General features: G+C 58.4%; 13 protein-coding genes. 10 read left to right on the top strand and 3 right to left on the bottom strand.

What is annotated here, in order from left to right; translation table 11 throughout:
- Positions 1-34: 34 nt before the first annotated feature.
- The 9 genes from ACYZTY_RS13245 (at position 35) to ACYZTY_RS13205 (ending at position 11116) form a co-directional block, all read left to right on the top strand.
- Entirely contained in the window at positions 35-1213 is a 1179-nt protein-coding gene (locus ACYZTY_RS13245; RefSeq protein WP_461958860.1) for an acetyl-CoA C-acetyltransferase, read from the top strand.
- Positions 1214-1311: 98 nt separating this feature from the next.
- Entirely contained in the window at positions 1312-3015 is a 1704-nt protein-coding gene (phaC, locus tag ACYZTY_RS13240) for a class I poly(R)-hydroxyalkanoic acid synthase (RefSeq protein ID WP_461958859.1), read from the top strand.
- A gap of 339 nt (positions 3016-3354) precedes the next feature.
- Positions 3355-4008, top strand: coding sequence for a hydrolase (locus tag ACYZTY_RS13235; RefSeq protein ID WP_094467459.1), 654 nt, complete (start codon positions 3355-3357; stop codon positions 4006-4008).
- Positions 4009-4074: 66 nt separating this feature from the next.
- Positions 4075-5385 carry an OprD family porin gene (locus ACYZTY_RS13230; protein WP_461958858.1) on the top strand — a complete coding sequence of 437 codons (1311 nt, stop codon included), beginning with the start codon at positions 4075-4077 and terminating at the stop codon, positions 5383-5385.
- A 95-nt stretch (positions 5386-5480) separates the two neighbouring features.
- Positions 5481-6635 (top strand): MalY/PatB family protein, encoded by a 1155-nt coding sequence (locus ACYZTY_RS13225; protein WP_461958857.1) that lies wholly within the window; start codon positions 5481-5483, stop codon positions 6633-6635.
- A gap of 308 nt (positions 6636-6943) precedes the next feature.
- The gene (locus ACYZTY_RS13220) at positions 6944-8287 is read left to right on the top strand and encodes a cation:proton antiporter (RefSeq protein ID WP_461958856.1); all 1344 of its coding nucleotides are present in this window, start codon (positions 6944-6946) and stop codon (positions 8285-8287) included.
- A 188-nt stretch (positions 8288-8475) separates the two neighbouring features.
- Positions 8476-8772, top strand: coding sequence for a hypothetical protein (locus tag ACYZTY_RS13215; RefSeq protein WP_461958855.1), 297 nt, complete (start codon positions 8476-8478; stop codon positions 8770-8772).
- 419 nt (positions 8773-9191) lie between these two features.
- Entirely contained in the window at positions 9192-9668 is a 477-nt protein-coding gene (locus ACYZTY_RS13210) for a hemerythrin domain-containing protein (RefSeq protein WP_461958854.1), read from the top strand.
- A gap of 116 nt (positions 9669-9784) precedes the next feature.
- On the top strand, positions 9785-11116 hold the full coding sequence (locus ACYZTY_RS13205) for an IS4 family transposase (RefSeq protein ID WP_461954634.1): 1332 nt from the start codon (positions 9785-9787) through the stop codon (positions 11114-11116).
- A 39-nt stretch (positions 11117-11155) separates the two neighbouring features.
- On the opposite strand, the gene ACYZTY_RS13200 is transcribed toward ACYZTY_RS13205, so the two are convergent.
- Both ACYZTY_RS13200 and ACYZTY_RS13195 read right to left on the bottom strand, forming a co-directional pair.
- Positions 11156-11692: a hypothetical protein gene (locus ACYZTY_RS13200; RefSeq protein WP_461958853.1), complete on the bottom strand. Its 537-nt coding sequence runs from the start codon at positions 11690-11692 to the stop codon at positions 11156-11158.
- A 68-nt stretch (positions 11693-11760) separates the two neighbouring features.
- Complete coding sequence (locus tag ACYZTY_RS13195; RefSeq protein ID WP_461958852.1) at positions 11761-13683, bottom strand: hybrid sensor histidine kinase/response regulator; 1923 nt, start codon at positions 13681-13683, stop codon at positions 11761-11763.
- 146 nt (positions 13684-13829) lie between these two features.
- Between ACYZTY_RS13195 and ACYZTY_RS13190 the strand changes: the two genes are divergently transcribed.
- Entirely contained in the window at positions 13830-14585 is a 756-nt protein-coding gene (locus tag ACYZTY_RS13190) for a DJ-1/PfpI family protein (RefSeq protein ID WP_461958851.1), read from the top strand.
- Here ACYZTY_RS13190 and ACYZTY_RS13185 read toward each other — a convergent pair.
- On the bottom strand, positions 14566-15462 hold the full coding sequence (locus ACYZTY_RS13185) for a zeta toxin family protein (RefSeq protein ID WP_461958850.1): 897 nt from the start codon (positions 15460-15462) through the stop codon (positions 14566-14568). The genes ACYZTY_RS13190 and ACYZTY_RS13185 overlap by 20 nt on opposite strands.
- Positions 15463-15520 lie beyond the last annotated feature (58 nt).

Below are 15520 nucleotides of genomic sequence, written 5' to 3'. Positions count from 1 at the left end.
GCTCCCGCTCGACAAAATCTTAATGAGGTCACGCATGAACGAAGTCGTAATCGTTGCCGCTACTCGTACCGCCATCGGCAGTTTTCAAGGTGCCCTGTCCGCGATTCCAGCCACTGAACTGGGCGCCGCGGTGATTCGCCGTCTGCTGGAAGAGACCGGTCTGGACGGCGCGCAGATCAATGAAGTGATCCTCGGCCAGGTGCTCACCGCAGGCTCCGGGCAAAACCCGGCTCGCCAGACGGCAATCAAGGCCGGCCTGCCGTTTACCACCCCTGCCCTGACCCTGAACAAGGTCTGTGGCTCGGGCCTCAAGGCTGTGCAACTGGCCGTTCAGGCGATCCGTTGCGGCGACGCCGAACTGGTGATTGCCGGCGGTCAGGAAAACATGAGCCTGGCGCCTTATGTGCTGCCCAAGGCACGCACCGGTCTGCGTCTGGGTCATGCGCAACTGCAAGACAGCGTGATTCAGGACGGTTTGTGGGACGCCTTCAACGATTACCACATGGGCATCACCGCGGAGAATCTGGCTCACCAATACAGCATCAGCCGCGAAGCTCAGGACGTCTTTGCCGCCGCTTCGCAACAGAAAGCGGCCGCTGCCGTTGAAGCGGGTTACTTCAAGCGTGAAATCACCCCGATCCTGATTCCCCAGCGCAAGGGCGATCCACTGGTGTTCGACACGGATGAACAACCGCGCCCGGACAGCACGCTGCAAGCCTTGGGCAACCTCAAACCGGCGTTCCAGAAAAACGGCAGCGTGACTGCCGGCAACTCGTCGACCCTCAACGATGGCGCCGCCGTGTTGCTGCTGGCCAGCGCCGCCAAAGCCCTGGCCCTCGGCTTGCCGGTACTGGCACGCATCAAAGCTTACGCCAGCGCGGGCGTGGATCCATCGATCATGGGCATCGGCCCGGTCCCGGCCACCCGACTGGTTTTGGAGAAGGCCGGCTGGAGCCTGGACGACCTCGACCTGATCGAAGCCAACGAAGCGTTCGCTGCGCAATCACTGGCGGTCGGCAAAGAACTCGGCTGGGACACCAGCAAAGTCAACGTCAACGGTGGCGCGATCGCGCTGGGGCATCCGATCGGTGCATCGGGCGCACGGATTCTGGTGTCGCTGGTGCACGAGTTGATTCGTCGTGACGGCAAAAAAGGCTTGGCCACGTTGTGCATCGGGGGTGGTCAAGGGGTCAGCCTGGTCATCGAACGCTAGAAGAAACACAGGACTGCCTGCTTGGCTGCTGACGCGGTGCCGAATTCCGGCACCGCGGTTTTTTTCTGCCCGGTTTACCGATGTGGGCAAGGAGTTCCATGGACAATAACGCGCACACTTTCAACACCTTCTGGTCCGGCCAGGTCCCGTTCATTGCCTCCTTTGCAGTGCAACAATTACGCCTGTGGGTCAGCACCAATCCGTGGTTCACCGGCCAGGCCTACGACGAGTGGTTCGACCTGCCGCGCACCACCCTGGAAAGCCTGCAAGCCGACTATCAAACGCAATGGGGTGATCTGGGCCAGCGTCTGCTGACCGGCCAGCCGTTCTCCTTTGAAGATCGACGTTTTTCCAGCGGCAACTGGAGCACGCCGCTGTTCGGCTCCCTCGCGGCGTTCTACCTGCTCAACGCCGGTTTCCTGCTGAAGCTGCTCGATAAGCTACCGATCAAAGACAAAAAACCCCGCCAGCGCCTGCTGTACCTGGTGGAACAAGCGATTGCCGCCGGTGCCCCCAGCAACTTTTTGGCCAGCAACCCCGATGCCTTGCAGCGCGTCGTCGATACTCAGGGCGGCAGCCTGTTTACCGGCCTGTTGCACCTCGCCAGCGACCTGCAAGAAGGCAAGATGCGTCAGTGCGACAGCGGCGCCTTCACCGTCGGCGTCGATCTGGCCAATACGCCCGGCGAAGTGGTGTTCGAGAACGAACTGTTCCAGCTGATTCAGTACTACCCACAAAGCGAAACCCAGTATCGGCGCCCGGTGTTCATCGTCCCGCCGTCGATCAACAAGTACTACATCCTCGACCTGCGTCCGGACAACTCGATGGTTCGCCATCTGCTGCAACAGGGCCACCCGGTGTTCCTGATGTCGTGGCGCAACTTCGATCAGGCGCACGCCGGCACTACGTGGGATGACCTGATCGAAACCGGCATCATCAAAGGCCTGCAAGTGACCCGCGAGATCAGCGGCGAGCAACGCCCCAACTGCGTGGGTTTCTGCATCGGCGGCACGCTGTTGAGTTCGGCGTTGGCCGTACTGGCGGCGCGCGGCGACAAGGACATCGCCAGCGTGAGCCTGTTGACCACCTTCCTTGACTACCTCGACACCGGTCCCATCGACATCTTCGTCGACGAGCAACTGGTGGCCTACCGCGAACGCACCATCGGCGGCCTGGAGGGCCCCATCGGCCTGTTCAAGGGCGAGGACATGGGCAATACGTTCTCGCTGCTGCGGCCCAACGATTTGTGGTGGAACTACAACGTCGACAAATACCTCAAGGGCCAGAAGCCGATCCCCCTCGACCTGCTGTTCTGGAACAACGACAGCACCAACCTTCCGGGGCCGATGTATTGCTGGTATCTGCGCCACACCTACCTGCAAAACGACCTGAAATCCGGCGAACTGGACTGCTGCGGGGTCAAACTCGACCTGCGCGCCATCGATGCACCGGCGTACATCCTGGCCACCCATGACGATCACATCGTGCCGTGGCGCAGCGCTTATGCCAGCACCCAATTGCTGTCCGGGACCAAGCGCTTTGTGTTGGGTGCCTCAGGGCATATCGCCGGGGTGATCAACCCGCCGGCCAGGGAAAAACGCCATTACTGGACCAACAATCGGGTTTCGAAGAATCCTGAAACCTGGTTCATGAATGCCCAGGAGCATGCCGGTAGCTGGTGGAATGACTGGTTCGTCTGGCTGGCAGACCAGGCCGGCGAGCGCCAACCTTCGGTGCTGCACACCGGTAACACGCACTACCCGGCGCTGGAATCTGCACCCGGACGTTATGTGATGCAATGACAGACGGCCCGCCTACCTTGTAGCAGCCTGCGCCGGCTCTGTAGCAGCTGTCGAGCTTGCGAGGCTGCGTTCGGCTCGGTCCGCGCTCGGGCGCAGCAGTCGTAAAACCTGAGTACGCGGTGAGCCTGACGCACCGCATTGTCTGACCTTACGACTGCTGCGCCCGAGCGCGGACCGAGCCGAACGCAGCCTCGCAAGCTCGACAGCTGCTACAGAAGCGGCGTTCCGAAAAGCTCCCTCGCTCCCCGCAAAAAAGCGCCAAACACAGCACACCGACTCAATATCGCCGCCCGAATCTACGCAACCATGGCCTCCTCACTCACCCGTAAGGACTCCGCCATGGCCATCGCCAAAGCCGTTCCCGGCAAAACCCTGCTGACCCCGACCGACCACACCCTGATCATGATCGATCACCAGTCGCAGATGTCCTTTGCGACCAAGTCGATCGACGCCGTCACCCTGCGCAACAACGCCGCACTCGTGGCCAAGGCCGCGCGAGGCTTCAAGGTTTCGACCATCCTGACCACCGTCGCCGAGAAGAGCTTTTCCGGGCCGATCTTCGACGAAATCAAGTCGGTGTTCCCGGAACACAACGTCATCGACCGCACCAGCATGAACACCTGGGAAGACGAGCGCATCGCCGTCGAAGTCAACGCCTTCGGCAAACAGAAAATCGTCCTCGCCGGCCTGTGGACCTCGGTGTGCATCGTCGGCCCGGCGCTGTCGGCCATCGACCAGGGTTTCGAGGTCTACGTGATTGCCGATGCCTGTGGCGACGTCAGCACCGAAGCCCATGAAATGGCCATGCAGCGCATGATCCAGATCGGCGCGCGTCCGATGACTTCGCTGCAATACTTGCTGGAACTGCAGCGCGACTGGGCACGTACCGAAACCTACGAAGAAACCGTGAAAACTTCGATTGCCAACGGTGGCTCCTACGGTCTTGGCTTGATCTACGCCAAAACCATGTTCGGTGCTTCGGAAGGCCATTAAGCGGTTATCCAATAAAAAGCGAGCGACTGCGGACATTCCGCAGTCGCTGCTGCGTGGTGATTGACGATGACGTTTCGCAAGCAAGACCTTCCCCTTTGGTTGTCGTTGCTATTCGCCGGGACAGCCTTGGCTGATGAACCCGCACAAGGGTTTCTGGACGGCGCGACACTTGAAGTGCTCAGCCGCAACTTCTACCTCAACAGCGACTACCGGACCCCTTCCTCGACAGGAAAAAGCCATAAAGCCGAATGGGCTCAAGGCTTTATCAGCGCTTTTGAATCTGGTTTCACACCCGGCACACTTGGCTTTGGCCTGGATGCCCACGCCTTTCTGGGATTGAAGCTGGACGGCGGCAAAGGACATTCCGGGACAGGATTGCTGCCCGTGGATGCTGAAGGCCGCAGCGAAGACAATTATTCCAGTGGTGGCGGCTCACTGAAAATCCGAGCCTCGCAAACCACCCTGGCCTTCGGGGAAATGATGGTGGAAACCCCGGTATTCGACACCGCGGACAAACGCCTGCAACCGGAGTACGCCACAGGATTTCTGCTCAACAGCCACGAAATCGATGATGTGAATCTGGTAGCCGGTCATTTCACAGCGTTCAAGAATCAGGACAGTTCTTCGGGCAAGGGCAACTTCTACGGCTACGGCGCCAACACCGAAGCCGGCGGCATTACCTTTCTCGGCACCGACCTGTTCACGCAAAGTCCTGTCGGCGGCGCGTTGTACGCCTCAGAACTGACCGACACCTGGCATCAGTACTACGCCAACCTGCACCTGAAGCAGCCCGGAGTTTTCCTCGATGCCAATCTCTACCACACGCAGGACACCGGCAAAGCGCTGGCCGGCGCCATCGACACCACCGCGTTCAGCCTGTCGGGCAAGTACACTGTCGATGCGCACGCCTTCACCTTGGCGTATCAAAAAATCAATGGCGACACGCCGTTCGATTTTGTCGGCGGAGACTCGATCTACCTCGCCAACTCAATCAAGTACGCCGACTTCAACGGCGCCCACGAACGCTCATGGCAGGCGCGTTACGACCTCGATTTAAGCACCTTCGGGATCCCCGGCCTGACATTCATGACGCGTTACGTCATGGGCAGCCAGATCGACGGCACCCATGCGCCCAAGGGCGGCGCCTACAACCCTTTCGATGAGTCCGTCGGTGAATACGTGCCGCAACAAGGCGATGGCGGCCGGCACTGGGAGCGCGACATAGACCTGCACTACATCGTGCCGTCCGGTGCGGCCAAGGGTTTGTCCGTGCAACTGTCCCATGTGTCGCATCGGGCCAATACCGCCCAGGCAAGCGATGACATCGACCGGGTTTACGTGGTCATCCAGTACCCGCTGAACTTCAGGCATCTCTGAAGGGAATGTGATGTTCGGGACATTACCGTCTCGCTCCCACAGGGCCGGGCGATTATCATGGGCGCCATATCCAACCGGCCTTTATGAGACTGAGCATGACCTTCGATTTTGATCAGGTGTTCGACCGCCACGACACCGGCAGTACCAAGTGGAGCCGCTACCCGGTCGACGTGTTGCCGATGTGGGTCGCCGACATGGACTTTGCCGCGCCGCCGGTCATCCTTGAAGCCCTGCGCAAACGCCTGGAACACCCGATGGTCGGCTACAGCGTGCCTCAGGAAAATCTGCGCGCCGCCATCGTGGCCGACCTCTGGAACAAATACGCCTGGCGTGTATTGCCTGAAGAACTGATCTTCCTGCCAGGTGTGGAATCGGGTTTCAACATGGCCCTGAAGGCGCTGGTCGAGCCGCAACAAAACGTCGTGGTTCAGGTGCCGAACTACCCGCCGCTGCGTCATGCACCGGGTCATTGGGGCTTGAACAAGGTTGAACTCGAATTCGACGCCTTGGCTGACGGCACCTATGACACGCCGCTCGCGGCCTTGAGCCAGGCGCTGACCGGCGGCGGTGCGCTGCTGCTGAGCAACCCGCATAACCCGCTGGGCAAAGTCTTCCCACGGGAAGAACTGCAAGCAGTGGCCGATATCTGCCTGGAACAGAACGCCTGGATCATCTCCGACGAGATTCATGCCGAGCTGTGCTTCGACGGGCGCGTGCACATTCCCACGGCATCCCTCAGCCCGCAGATCGCCAAGCGCACCATCACCCTGATGTCGGCGAGCAAGGCTTACAACATTGCCGGCCTGAAAACCTCCTTCATGATCATTCAGGACTCGGCTTTGCGAGCGAAGGTCAACCACGCCCGCTGCGGCATGGTCGACAGCGTCAACCCGCTGGGCATGGAAGCGACTCGCGTGGCCTACAGCGAAGGCGGGCCCTGGCTGGCCGGGTTGAAGGCGTATCTGCAAAGCAATCGGGATTACCTGGTGGAAGCCGTTCGCACGCGTTTGCCGGGTGTGACGATCAACATCCCGCAAGGTACGTATCTGGCGTGGCTCGATTGCTCCGCCCTGGGTCTGGACAATCCGCAGCAATTCTTCCTCGACCAGGCCAAGGTCGGCCTGAGCCCCGGCCTGGACTTCGGCGACAACGCCCGGCAATTCGTGCGCCTGAACTTCGGCTGCCCACGGGCGTTGCTTGAAGAAGGATTGGCGCGCATGGAGCGCAGTTTGCGCACCCTCAAGGCCTGATAACACAACAAATCCCTGTAGGAGCGAAGCTTGCTCGCGAAGACGGCGTACCAGTTGACACATGTATGACTGACACACCGTCTTCGCGAGCAAGCTTCGCTCCTACAGGGGGTTTTGGCTGGTTTCGGGTATTGTAAACGGCGTCAAACCGACTCTGTGATCACCCTTGGAGCAACTGGCGAACCCACGAATAAATGAACCCCTGACAAATCTCCCTGCTCAATACCTTTAGCGCCCCATCGCGGGCCGCTCAAGGAGGTCGTCATGTCCGCCCCACAAACGCGGCCTACGCCCAGCGTGAGCCGAGCATGAGTTTCATTTTATGGGTGGCCGTGTTGGGTGCCGTATTGCTCACGCTGGCGCTGACCTCGTCCTACCTGCGCTGGATGCCGGTGACCACGTCCGCAGTGTGCCTGGTGCTGGGTGTCGGCATCGGGCCGGCCGGGCTCGGGCTGTTGAAACTGGACACCGATGACGCGTCGATCTGGATGGAGCACCTGACGGAAGTCGCGGTGCTCTTTTCCTTGTTTGTCTGTGGCCTGAAATTGCGCTCCCCGCTCAAACATAAAAACTGGCGGGTCGCGTTCGGCCTGGCCGGACCGGTCATGCTGCTGACCATTAGCGGCATCTGCCTGTTACTGCATTACGGGCTGCAATTGTCGTGGGGCACGTCAATGCTGATCGGCTCGATCCTGGCGCCTACCGACCCGGTGCTCGCCGCCCTGGTCCAGGTCAACGACGCGCGAGATGACGACAGCGTGCGGTTTGGCCTTTCCGGTGAAGCCGGGCTCAATGACGGGATTGCGTTTCCGTTCGTGATTCTTGGCCTGCTCCTGCTGCAACACGACGGCAATCCCGGCTGGTTTGGCGACTGGGTACTGCGCAGTCTGCTCTGGGCCGTTCCGGCTGGTTTGCTGACGGGTTACTGGATGGGACGCGGCATCGGGCGCCTGACGCTGTCACTGCGCATCAGGAATGATGACAGCACGCTGTCCCCGAACGATTACCTCGCCCTCGCCTTGATTGCCTTGGCGTATGTCGGGGCCGAGTCGATCCATGCATACGGGTTTCTGTCGGTGTTCGCCGCGGGCCTCGGATTGCGGCAGGAAGAAGTCAGCTCCACGGGCAATGACGCACTCCCGGCCGAGCATTTGGTCCAGCCTGTCGTCGGGCATCAGAACGTCGAACCGCAACACGCGGTTCATGGCGATACCGAAAACCTTGAAGACACCCAGGTCGCTGCGGGCATCATGATGGGTGACATGCTTGCCTTCGGCAGTCTCGTGGAGCGGGCCATGGAAGTGTTCCTGGTGACGCTGCTTGGCGTCGTGCTGATCGCTCACTGGGACTGGCGCGCCCTGCTGGTCGGCGGGGTGTTGTTTTGCCTGATTCGCCCCTTGAGTGTCGCTGTATTGCCGTGGGGCAGCTTGCTCGATTGGCGGCAGCGAATGTTGATTGGCTGGTTCGGTATACGCGGCATCGGCAGCCTGTATTACCTGTTCTATGCCTTGAATCACGGGCTGGGCCCGTCGGTGGCGACGCTGTGTACCGACCTGACCTTGTCCGTGGTCGCGTTAAGCATCCTGATCCACGGAATCAGCACGCAACCCACCCTCGCCCGCTATGAACGGCGCAAGAAACAAGTTATTTGATTTTTTGCCCGCGTATTGATGGACGGATCAAACGAATTTTCGCCTTCAAAGATTTGAAATCCCTGCACAACCTCGCGGTCACAACCTTAATTCCGCCAGGTTTTCTTGCACGGCGGGACCCGACAGGTTCGGTTCCACTGTGGCAACGATGCCGTTCAAAAGGGACCTCGGAAATTAAGGTGCCGGTCATGATTCACTGTTCAACCCCCGATCAAATCAAAGCCTGCCGGGCGTTCGCCCTGGAGTCCAATCGCCAGATGTTCGAAGAAGCTCAATCGCTGAGCCGCTGCGCCTTTGAAATGCTTGAGGCCGGCGATATGGACCTGGAACTGTTTGATCGCTATCAGGCGATGCGCAGGAAGGCTGATCTGAAGTTTCAGGAAGCGATTGAGCACCTGCGATTGCTCAACGAAGACTTCCCGCCGATCCCGGTGTCCGTGAACAACTCCCACCGTTTGCGCCAGCAGCTCGAAGATCGGGTTTGAGCCCGGCTATTCGCCGTAACGCAATCTTTGCAGCTGGCGAAGCCTGCGTTCGGCTGCGCAGCGGTCGTGAAATCAGACGATGCGGTGTATCAGGAAAACCGCATTCTCAGGATTTACGACTGCTTCGCAGCCGAACGCAGGCTTCGCCGGCTGCTACAGAAATCGCGTTGCCGCAGAAAGCACTCTCTGCAACCCCATTTTTTAAGAGACATAACACCACGCCGCGAACTGCATGAGTCAATTTCCGGACTCATGCAGCCTGCATGACCTCAATGCGCCATCAACCGTCTCAACTTATTGGTTTATATAGCGTTACTGAAACTACAAAAGTCGGCACGGCAAATGCTCCAGGTCTATGAGCGACCTACGGCCATGAGACCGTTTGCGCCCATCCCCGTGACTATTTGAGAGACTCGACCATGAACGCCATCGACCTGTTGAAAGCCGACCATGAACGCGTAAAGGGCATCCTGACTCAGTTGAGCGAGTCCACCGAGCGTGGTGTTAAAAAGCGCACTGAGCTGCTGGCCAAGCTTGAAATGGAAATTGCCATCCACACTCGCCTCGAAGAGGAAGTGCTGTACCCGGCGTATAAAAAGGCCGGAGGCAAGGAACAGGACGTCATGTACTACGAAGCCAAGGAAGAACACCGCACTGTGGATTCGCTGGTGCTGCCGGACCTGAAAGTCACCGACCCTTCCACCCCGGAATTCGCCGGCCGAGTGAAGGTGGTCAAGGAGCTGCTGGAACACCACATCGAAGAAGAGGAAACAGAAATGTTCCCTCAAGCCAAAAAGCTACTGGGGAAAGCCACGCTGGAAGAGCTGGGTGCGCAGATGGAAACGCTTAAGGCTCAGTACAAGAAAGAAATGAGCGCACCCAATATGGCGGCTTGATTTGGTTGGCTGACGTAAAAGCCCGGCATCTGCCGTAATGCTGTTCACTTAAGTATTTGAGTCCAAGCGGGGCTTATCCGAAAATCCGATGCCAGACCTCTGGCATCGGATTTTTTATGTCTGTTCAACAAGACCTGCTCGACCTCAGCGACCTTTTCAACTTCTGCGACCTGAGTACTTTCACCCAAAACATTCCCATCGAGTGGGTAGCGTCTGCGCTGGATCTATCCAGTCAGGCGACCATTCGCCGACGTCGCTTGCCCGCTGACCAAGTGCTTTGGCTGGTGCTTGGCATGGCGTTGTTTCGTGACGAGCCGGTTCACGAGGTCGCCAGACGTTTGAACATCTGCGCCCAAGGCCTTGCCACTGATCACTTGTTGGCTCGCAGTGGCGTGACCGAGGCGCGCAAGCGACTCGGTGCCGATCCTGTTGAGTGGTTATTCCGCAAGACCGGCACCCAATGGGGTGCGGAGCGCTATGACGACGATGCCTGGCATGATCTGCAGGTATTTGCGGTAGACGGTGCACTTTTGCGTACTCCGGATACGCCCGAGCTCCGCGATCACTTCGGCTCGGGAAACACTCCAAGCGACCGCCAGACGCCGTTTCCGATGTTGCGCCTGGTGGCCCTGATGAATGTGCGTTCGCACGTGATCATGGATGCTCAATTGAGCCCTTACCGACGCAGTGAAATGCGCTTGGCCGACGAGTTTTTGCAGCAGATTCCTGACCACTCGGTGACGCTGTTCGACAAAGGTTTCTGGGGTGCCGAGCTGCTGTCGGGCCTGAGCGGAGCAGGCATCAACCGTCATTGGTTGATCCCGGCAAAAAAAGGACTGATCTGCGAGGAAGTGGCCCGTTACAGCCAGCACGACCGTTTGGTGCGCATGAAAGTCTCGCCGCAGGCCAGAAAGCGAAACCCGGCTCTTCCATCGCACTGGGAAGTACGCGAAGTCAGCTATGAAATTCAAGGCAAGGTGAAGACCGTTATGACGTCGTTGCCGGCCAAGGCTTACAACACCAAGGCTGTTGCCAAGCTTTATCAGGAGCGTTGGGAGATCGAGTTGGGCTTCAGGGACATCAAGAGTTCGATGCAGCAGAACGCCATGACCTTGCGCAGTAAAAAAGTCGAGCTGATCTATCAAGAAGTGTGGGGGCTTTTGCTGGCTTACAACGTGATTCGTCGAGAGGCCAGTCAGGCAGCGGTGGCGTTTGGCCGAGCCCCCTCGGACATCCGTTTCAAACCGGCGTGCCAGTACATCGCCGTGCAACTGATCGTGATGGCAGCGGCCAACCCTATTTCAGCGACAGGAAGACGTTTGGCTGAGTTAAGAGCAGGTGTTGGAGGATTGTTTCTGGATCACCGCCCAAGGCCTTCGAGACCAAGGACGGTGAAAATTTCAAAAACCCGGTTTCCAGTAGACCGTAAGGCTGCTCCGCTTAAGTGAACAGCATTAGGCATCTGCCGGGCTTTTTGATTTTGTGGGTCAGCCGCCCGGGTTGGTGACCTGGATGTAAACCGCGTAGCTGCCCAGCAACACCCAGAAGGTTGCGAAGATCCACGGTGTGCGCACGGAAAACAGCAGGGATTTGCGGTAACCCTTGTGGGACGATTCCATCTCGCTGAACAGCGGTGATTCATCGTACGCCAGCCCCATCAACGGCTCGCTGCGCAGCAACTCACTCTGCTTGAAGTGCCAATGATCGATGATGTCATAGGCCGCACGAATACCCGGCCAGGCGTTCATCGAACTGAGCAACCCAAGCAGTGCGAGGAACGGTGGCACCACCAGGGTGAAGAGTTTTCCCCATTCGGGATTGAGGTTGGACATGCAGGAAGCGAAGGCAATCACCAAAAACGATTGCGCGGCCAGGTAAGCATCGGTTCGATTGGCGAGGATGCTGGTTTCGTACTGGATTTCCCGACGGTAGAAATCCAGACGCTCCTTTGGCGACCCGAACATCTTGGCGTTGTGTTCGGACAAGGCTTCTTCGGCGAGGTGTTCGGTCAGTATTCTGGGCACAAGAACTTCACGTGGACTGGGAAAGGACTCAGACGAAACCTGCCCGAGCAAAGTTCAGTCGGATTCAGTCACTTCATGGCCAAGGCAATGACTTCCACCAGATTGAGTTGGGTAAAGGGTTTGGACAAGCGAGGGAGTTTGGTGGCGAAACCTTCCAGGCGCTCGGCATAGCCTGTGGCGAGGACAATCGGCAGGTCGGGTTTCAAGGTCCGGATGACCTGCGCCAATTGCGCGCCATTCATTTGTGGCATGGCCATGTCGGTAATGACCAAGTCGATGTTCTGCTCGGTGTTAAACAACTCAATCGCTTGTGCACCGGACACCGCACTGATCACCCGGTGGCCGAGGTCCTCCAGCAACAGGCCGGTACTGGTCAACACCAGGGTGTCATCGTCCACAACCAATACGCACAACTGAGCCACCGGCGGCGCTTCCTCTTCCGCTGCAGCGGGCTTGACGGCCGAAGCAGCCGTAGCGACAGGTATCCACAGTTCGGCGACGGTGCCGATGTCCTTCTGACTCTTGATAATGAATCGCCCGCCCAATTGCTCGATAAAGCCATGGACCATCGACAATCCGAGCCCCGTGCCTTTTCCGACCCCTTTTGTAGTGAAAAACGGGTCCATCGCCGAGGCCAGGATGGTTTCATCCATGCCTTCGCCCGTATCGGAGACACTCAGGCAAACATACCGGCCGGCCTCCAGCGATAACGTGGATTGATCGCCGATGTCTTCTGTCCTGGTGCTGATAACGATTTTCCCGCCGTCGGGCATGGCATCCCGAGCATTGGTGACGAGATTCAGCACCGCCAGTTCAAGTTGATTGACATCGGCCATGACCGGCACGAGGTCAGGGGAAAAGTGTGTTTCAAGCTGCACGGCCGGCCCGAGGGAGCTGCGCAAGAGCCCACTGATCCCTTCCACCAGCGCGGGTATCTCGACGGATTCGGACTTGAGTTCCTGGCGCCTGGCGAACGCAAGCATGCGCTGGGTCAGGGAGACACCGCGCAAGGCACCCTGGGTGGCATTGTCTACCAATCGAGTGAGTTTTGGGTCTTCTCCCACGCGTTTGCGCACGATTTCCAAGTTGCCAAGGATAACCGTCAGCAGATTATTGAAGTCGTGGGCGATCCCCCCACTGAGTTGGCCGATGGCCTGCATCTTCTGCGCCTGGAACAGCGCTTCTCGAGTTTTTTCCAGGTCTTTCTGAGCTTGTGTAGCTTCGGTGATGTCACGGGTAATCTTGGCGAAGCCCAACAACGTGCCGGTTTCACCCCAGATCGGATCGACTACGACATGGGCAAAAAACCGCGTACCGTCCTTGCGTACGCGCCAGGCCTTGTTTTCGAAGCGCCCCTCCCGCGTGGCAGTCTCCAAGGCGCGTTGCGGTTCCCCGGCTTCGCGGTCTTCCGGAGTATAAAAGATCGAAAAATGCTGGCCGATGACTTCTTCGGGCCGGTAGCCCTTGATCCGCTGGGCTCCCAGATTCCAGTTGGTCAGGCGTCCATCCGGGGCGAGCATGTAGATGGCGTAGTCAGTGACGCTTTGAACCAGCAAACGAAACTGCTGCTCGCTTTGCTTGAGGGTTTCTTCGGCCATTTTGCGGTCGGTAAGGTCCCGGGTGATCTTGGCAAACCCCAACAACTTGCCCGTCGGGTCGATAATCGGATCGATCACCACATGGCACCAGAAGTGCGTGCCGTCCTTGCGAACCCGCCAGCCTTCGCCCTCGAAACGACCTTCGCGAATCGCCGTATCCAGTGCACGCTGGGGCATACCGACGCGGCGATCTTCTTCGGTATAGAACCGCGAAAAATGCTCACCGAGGATCTCCGCCTCTTCATACCCCTTGAAACGCCTGGCGCCAGAGTTCCAACTGGTGATGATGCCGTCGGGATCAATCATGTAGATCGCATAGTCCACCACCGCATCAATCAGCAGGCGAAAGCGCATTTCCTCGATGGAGTTGGTTTTGGACTGGATATCGCTCATCGATCACACCTGTGATTGTTGCTTTTATGGAGTATGCGACAAACCGTCGGTTTGGAAAGCCAGAAAACGGTCGTGCACTGGAGCATAACGCTCAGACCACCTATTCTCGAGCCAATCGCCATTCCTGGCCGATTCAAGGCGCCCCCATGATCCTGATTCTGTTGCCCACCTCTGACTACGATCCCACTGAGAGCAGCGTTCCATGGCAAGCCATGCGCCAGGCCGGCATCGAGGTGCGTTTCGCGTCACCCGAGGGCTTGCCCGCCTACGCCGACTCGCGCTTGGTGGATATCGGCTTCGGTCCATTGAACCCGTTGCTGATGACGCGCAAGGCCGACCTTGCAAGCTACGCCCGGATGACCGAAGACCCGTCATTTCGCAAACCGCTGTCCTATGACGAAATCGACCCCAGCGAGTTCCAGGGGCTACTGATTCCTGGCGGGCACGCGAAGGGCATGCGCAGCCTGTTGGAGTCCGAGCAGGCCCGGCGGATCGCCCTGCACGTTTTCAAGGCCGACAAACCGGTGGCAGCGGTCTGTCATGGCGTGCTGTTGCTCGCCCGCACGCTTGACCCCGATTCCGGGCTGTCGGTGTTGCAGGGTCGCAAGGTCACCGCATTGGTGGCCAACACCATGGAGCTGCCTGCCTGGGCAATCACCGCCGCCTGGCTCGGGCGCTACTACCGAACCTATCCTCAAACCGTCGAAGCAGAAGTCACCGCCGCCCTGTCCAGCCCGACGGACTTTCTGCGAGGGCCAGTCCTGGCAATGCGTGATTCGGCGGACCAGCCACAACGAGGTTTCGTCGTCCGCGATGGCCAGTTGCTGACCGCTCGCTGGCCGGGAGACTGTCATCGCTTCGCCGCCGAATGGGTACGCCTGCTTAGCGGTTCACGTATTTGACGATGTAGGCGTACAAATCGTTGTAGACAAAGTCAGGGACAACCTGGGCATACGTTTGAGCCTTGAGTAATGCCAAGTGGCTTTCTTTTACCACCTCATCACGATCACTTTGGGTGTAGAGATGGTTAGTGATAATGCTGCCATAAGCGCTGTACACCGTTGGCGCCGTTGAAGGCGTCACGTCCGCGGTTGTGGTGTAGGTGATATGAGCACGTGAGACTCGTTCTTTCAGCGCGCCGAACCCGCGTTCATACACAGTGATTTGTGAACAGTCGACAGCCTTCGAGGCGGTTTCGAAGGCCAGGATGATCGCCTGCACATGACTCATGCCGGCCTCCAGCGCCGATAACCTGACAAACCTTTCGAGTTCGCGATTTTCCAGGCTTTTGAAGGCTCTCTTGATGCTCGAAACATGAGCAAACTCCAAGGTGCAGCCAACAATGTGCGTCTCGAACTGATAGCCGGCCGCTGTCGCCAGCGGTGGAAACGCAGCGAAATCGAGGCTGTCGAACGCACACTCCATGATGATGTTGTATTTGAGGGTGAAGGCTTCGGTGAAAATCTTGGCGCTGACCTCTCGGACAAAGGCTTCCGTATGTTCATACGCATGCAGGACGCCGAGCTTGATCATCTCCGCATATTGAGGATGTTTTTGTCGGTATTCAGGCAGGTAAAGACGAACATATTTGTCGTAGCGTCGGGTCGGCAGGAGTTTGTTTTCCAGCAAAAAGGTTTTGCCCGACCCTTGCAGCCCGGCAACCACCAGTATTTTGGGCGTTACCTCGGCCGTGATACCGCGGAACAGCGTGGTTTTGATTTCATTGAACGCTGCAGTGACCTGCTCAGGGGTGTAAGCGTAATTCGGTGCGGGGGACATGCCTTGATTTCCTTATCAAAGAACTGGCAGAAAGTGATTGCCTGTCCTCTGAATAAAG

The sequence above is a fragment of the Pseudomonas sp. LB1P83 genome (genome assembly GCF_054897885.1).
Note: the sequence above shows the minus strand (reverse complement) of the source record. Positions and strands in the feature narration are given on the sequence as shown.

Bases quoted from the DNA above. Each gene is read 5' to 3' on its own strand.
- ACYZTY_RS13190 (WP_461958851.1), top strand. From the start codon at position 13,830: ATGATCCTGATTCTGTTGCCCACCTCTGACTACGATCCCACTGAGAGC.
- ACYZTY_RS13245 (WP_461958860.1), top strand. From the start codon at position 35: ATGAACGAAGTCGTAATCGTTGCCGCTACTCGTACCGCCATCGGCAGT.
- ACYZTY_RS13225 (WP_461958857.1), top strand. From the start codon at position 5,481: ATGACCTTCGATTTTGATCAGGTGTTCGACCGCCACGACACCGGCAGT.
- ACYZTY_RS13195 (WP_461958852.1), bottom strand. From the start codon at position 13,683: ATGAGCGATATCCAGTCCAAAACCAACTCCATCGAGGAAATGCGCTTT.
- phaC (WP_461958859.1), top strand. From the start codon at position 1,312: ATGGACAATAACGCGCACACTTTCAACACCTTCTGGTCCGGCCAGGTC.
- ACYZTY_RS13215 (WP_461958855.1), top strand. From the start codon at position 8,476: ATGATTCACTGTTCAACCCCCGATCAAATCAAAGCCTGCCGGGCGTTC.
- ACYZTY_RS13230 (WP_461958858.1), top strand. From the start codon at position 4,075: ATGACGTTTCGCAAGCAAGACCTTCCCCTTTGGTTGTCGTTGCTATTC.
- ACYZTY_RS13220 (WP_461958856.1), top strand. From the start codon at position 6,944: ATGAGTTTCATTTTATGGGTGGCCGTGTTGGGTGCCGTATTGCTCACG.
- ACYZTY_RS13185 (WP_461958850.1), bottom strand. From the start codon at position 15,462: ATGTCCCCCGCACCGAATTACGCTTACACCCCTGAGCAGGTCACTGCA.
- ACYZTY_RS13235 (WP_094467459.1), top strand. From the start codon at position 3,355: ATGGCCATCGCCAAAGCCGTTCCCGGCAAAACCCTGCTGACCCCGACC.
- ACYZTY_RS13205 (WP_461954634.1), top strand. From the start codon at position 9,785: ATGTCTGTTCAACAAGACCTGCTCGACCTCAGCGACCTTTTCAACTTC.
- ACYZTY_RS13210 (WP_461958854.1), top strand. From the start codon at position 9,192: ATGAACGCCATCGACCTGTTGAAAGCCGACCATGAACGCGTAAAGGGC.